Source organism: Archangium sp., assembly GCF_036388035.1.
Classification (GTDB): domain Bacteria; phylum Myxococcota; class Myxococcia; order Myxococcales; family Myxococcaceae; genus Archangium.
The window spans coordinates 1-4,087 of the sequence record NZ_DASVSO010000465.1; the positions used below are offsets into that span (position 1 = coordinate 1).

2 protein-coding genes and 2 pseudogenes are annotated in these 4,087 nt (G+C 64.8%); 2 read left to right on the forward strand and 2 right to left on the reverse strand.

The window, feature by feature from the left end; translation table 11 throughout:
* Window positions 1-234: 234 nt before the first annotated feature.
* Window positions 235-333 (forward strand): annotated as a pseudogene (locus VF697_RS43670) (DUF7151 family protein); the annotation flags it as partial.
* Between the two features lie 37 nt (window positions 334-370).
* The gene (locus VF697_RS43675) at window positions 371-1,015 is read left to right on the forward strand and encodes a DUF7151 family protein (protein ID WP_422653115.1); all 645 of its coding nucleotides are present in this window, start codon (window positions 371-373) and stop codon (window positions 1,013-1,015) included.
* Between the two features lie 85 nt (window positions 1,016-1,100).
* On the opposite strand, the gene VF697_RS18655 is transcribed toward VF697_RS43675, so the two are convergent.
* Together VF697_RS18655 and VF697_RS18660 are read right to left on the reverse strand one after the other, a co-directional pair.
* Entirely contained in the window at window positions 1,101-2,108 is a 1,008-nt protein-coding gene (locus tag VF697_RS18655) for an SAM-dependent methyltransferase (protein WP_331096854.1), read from the reverse strand.
* A 113-nt stretch (window positions 2,109-2,221) separates the two neighbouring features.
* A pseudogene (locus VF697_RS18660) lies at window positions 2,222-4,087 on the reverse strand (phosphatidylserine/phosphatidylglycerophosphate/cardiolipin synthase family protein); the annotation flags it as partial.

The following is a 4,087-nucleotide window of genomic DNA, read 5'->3' on the forward strand; positions in this document are numbered from 1 at the left end:
AAGATGCGAAGGACATGACGCAGGGCTTCTTCACCCGGTTGCTGGAGAAGAACGAGGTCTCGGTCGCCAATCCCACCCGGGGCCGGTTCCGCGCGTGGCTGCTCGCGTCGCTCAAGCACTACATGGCCAATGAGTGGGATCGCGAGCGGGCGAAGAAGCGTGGTGGGGCTCTGGTCCGGATCGATTTCGAGGACGCGGAAGGCTACTTGAGCCAGGATTGGATTCAACATCCTGCTGAAGACCACCGCCGTGGCTCCGGGCGCCACCTGCGCGACGGGTGGCACCAAGTTGGAGATGGGTTTGGACCTCAGCCGCAATTATGTGCTCGAGGCCGCGGAGGTGAACGGTGCGCTCACGCGCCACCTTTGCAATGGCACCCAGGGACCTGCGGGACCGGCGGGAGGTGCCCACGCTGGCGAAGACGACCCCCGAGGCAGCGGGAACCCACTGTGCCACTGGCGGTGCGAAGGTCGAGCTGGGCGCCGACGTCAACCGCAACAGCGTGCTCGACGCCCCGGAGGTGAACGCCGCGCTCACGCATTACGTATGCAATGGTGCTCAGGGGCCACAGGGGCCGGTAGGGCCCCCTGGAGCGAAGGGCGACACGGGGCCCGTGGGTCCTGTCGGGCTGCCCGGGCCGCGAGGAGAGGCCGGTCCCCAAGGGCCCATGGGGCTCCAGGGGCCAAAGGGTGACGCGGGACCGGCTGGGCCGCAGGGAGCGACCGGGCCCGCGGGCCCTGTTGGGGCAACCGGGCCGCAGGGGGCTACGGGGTTGCAGGGTCCAGTGGGACCGGTTGGGCCACAGGGACCCGCTGGTACAATGGGTGGAGGCGCCAGTTGCCCCGCCAAGTATTTCAACGTACCGAGCTGCCCCGTCTCCACCCCAGCCCTGGCTGGCGGTCAGGTGTACGCCGTTCAATCGAGTTACGGGCCAAACTTGATAGTCCTCGCCCAGTGCTGGAAGGGTGTGACACAGCTCTTTTATTACGTCTGTGATTATTTCTCCGGCGGCTGAGTCCGGGGATGGTGTCCCGGGAAGGTGTCAAAGGACTCGTTCCGACACCGCGTCTCCTACGAATCGTCGGACACTCTTCCTGGGTCTATTCCTGCACGATTGCCGTCGCGAAGCCGCCCCAGGCCCGCTTCTCGTCCAGCTCTTGCCCGAACGTGTGTTGCTCGCCGGGTGAGAGTCCACAAGACCGGAGCAGCTCGGCCAGGCGCTCGCTCGACGGCGGCGTGCTGTCGATGCCGAACTTCAGTGGTTCCCCACCCGCCCGAAGCGAAGCCCTCACGGTACGCAGATACAGCGACCGCGACTCGAGCACCTCGGTCGTGAGGTAGTCGAAGGCGAGGATGCTGCCCTGGGCGGTGCCGGCGATCTTGCGCAGCGTGTCCTCGACGGCGGCCCGGTCCAGGTAGGGAGTCACGCCTTCCCAGAGGAAGAGGGTCGGCTTGTCGACGTCGAACCCCGCCTCCACGAGCCGGCTGAGCCAGTCCTTCTTCTCGAAATCCGCGGCGACGAACGTCACCTCGGCCGGGTTGACCCCGGCTTTCTTCAATACCTCTTGCTTGAGCGTCAGCGTCTTCAGGGTGTCCACCTCGAAGGAGCGGACCCGTGTCTCCTTGGGCAATCGGAATGCGCGGGTGTCGAAGCCCGCGCCCAGAATGACGACCTGTGCGACGTCGGCCAGGTACCGATCAACGACGGAATCGTAGAACGTCTGGCGGGCAGAAGCCTGGTTCTGAAGAGAAACGTCACCTTCAAAGGGATACCGGAAGGCCCGCGGCACGTAGCCGCTCAGGCGATGAGCGAGCAGCATCGGGCCAAACACGAGACGCACGGCCAGCGGCGAGACGCCGGGTAGCACCATGAGGAGCCGATGCGCTGGCTCATCGCGCCGGGTGCCGAGTCGGTGTTGGAACCAACGCGCCGACAGCGGCCCTTGCGCTGTCCCCGACACGCCCGAGGTGCGTCCGGCGTAGGTCTTGCTGATCCAGAGCACGTAGCCAACAAGGATCGCTGGAAAGAGAAGGAGGCAAACGAAGTAGAAGGTGATCGCCGTGAGGGGACCACGCCGCGAGACCGCCTGTTGATCAGACTCCGTCATGATCGACCTCCAATAGCCCTTCCTGGCCCGGGGTCCAATCGTTCCACGCGTCGAGCTCCGGCCGCGAAGCGCCCGCTCCTCGCGACCCGTTGTCCCATGCCGAGCCCCAGCGGTCACCCAGTTGGGTCCACGAAGAGGTCCCAGAACAGCTGTCCTCCCTTGCTGAGATCCTTGTCGGTGAGTTCCTTCGTGTACGTGTCCTGCTTCCAGCTGTAGTGGCCCTTCATCTCGTCGAAGTACCGGACCTTGGCGCCAGGGGGCGGGCTCTTCCAGAACTGGTGGGCCTGGAGTGGATCCTCGAGCACTCCCCGACTCCGCTCGTCGAGACCGAGGAGCTCGGCCCAGAGTCTCACGCGGAACTCGCGCGCGAAGGCGCTCGCACCATCGGCGACCGCACCATCAATGATGTGGAGGTCCGCTTCGGTATCGCACATGTAGCTGCGGCGATTGCAGTTGGCGGAGCCAATCTTCACGTAGACGTCATCCACGATGAGGACCTTGCTGTGGACATAGATGGCCCGCTCTTGGGTGGCTCCCGCCGCCGTGGCCCTCACTCCCGCCGCGTGTGCTCCCTGGGCCTGATCGGCCTGGAGTGCTGCCACCACCTGGGCTTGGAGTTGCTCGAGCTGAGCGACGGAGCCTGCTCCCGGTCCATGACCGCGACGAAGCTCGGAGAGAAGTTGCGCGGGCCCGCTGGCGACCTCCGGAGAGAGGGGCTGGGGGCGCGCGAGCTCCTCTCCTGCCGCACGGAGCATGTCCTGCTTGGCCGCGGCTTCTGGATCCATGGCCCTCACGCTCAAGCGGGCTGCCTGCGAAGGGGAGGAAGTGGCCATGTAGAAGACGTGCACCTTCTCTGGAAAGGCCTTGCGCAAGGTCCGGATGATTCGGGCACGTCTGAAATGGGTTTCCGCCGCGGCATGATCGGCCCTCTTCGCGATGACGATGACCAGGTAGTCAATACGCTTCAACGCCCCGAGTAGATCGCCGAGGATCCCCGTACTGTCCTCCTTGGCATCATAGGGGTAGGGCCCCCCGTAGGGTGTCAGGTATTGATCCTCGATGTAGATGTAGCGCTGGGCGCGCTGGAGGGCACGCCGGATGGCATTGAGCGTCCCGCGCTCTCTCTCGGTGGTAGCGAATGGGAATGGCTTGGGTCTGGCGGAGTCCTGGCCAAGGGAGAGCATGACGGGGTACGTCCGGGTCACCTGAACGTATTGGCTGCCATGTCCCACGATGGTCGGCGGGGTGCTGTCGAGCACTGGGCCCCGGGAAGAGAGCTGATTGAAACGCTGGGTGAAGGTGTAGTGGAGATCACGGATCGCCGGGCCCTCGAGCCTGGCATGGACATCGTGCCAGAGGTCGGGATTCTCGTGGTCCGGGCCGGTGACGCGATTATCGGACAGGTCGATGCCACCACAAAATGCCACGACCCCCTCCTCCCCATGGATGATCATGAACTTCTGGTGGGACTGCTGCCACGCCACGTAGTTCACATAATCAATCCCTACCATGATGTTCTTCTTCGGGCCGAAGCGGCCCAAGATGCCGTTGGTGTTCAGTGCCGCCAGCAGGATGGCGGTCTTGACCCCGGCTCCATCGAGCCGCTCCAGGATCTCCCAGAAGTGGGTGCCACTCCGCTCCGGGATGAGCGGGAAGTCGGGGTGCACCAAGAAGGCAGCCAGGTAGAGGAAGTGCTGGGGCCCCGTGAGCGTGTCGAGTGCCTCCACCATCGCGGAGTAGGTCTCTTTCCCATCCACCAACGCCCGGACGGTGTTGCGCTCCGTGAATCGCGGCAGGGGCTTGGTATTGGCCACGAACCAGTTGCGCCCATCCTCCACATCCGCCATGAACATCACCCGCGCGGACCAGTGCTGGGCTCCCGAGCCTCCGACCTTGAAGTTGGGCCAGGCCTCCTTCCCGTGAGGCAGTTGGGTCAGCACGTGGTGGTCGCACCACACGCGGAATTCCCTCGTCTCTTG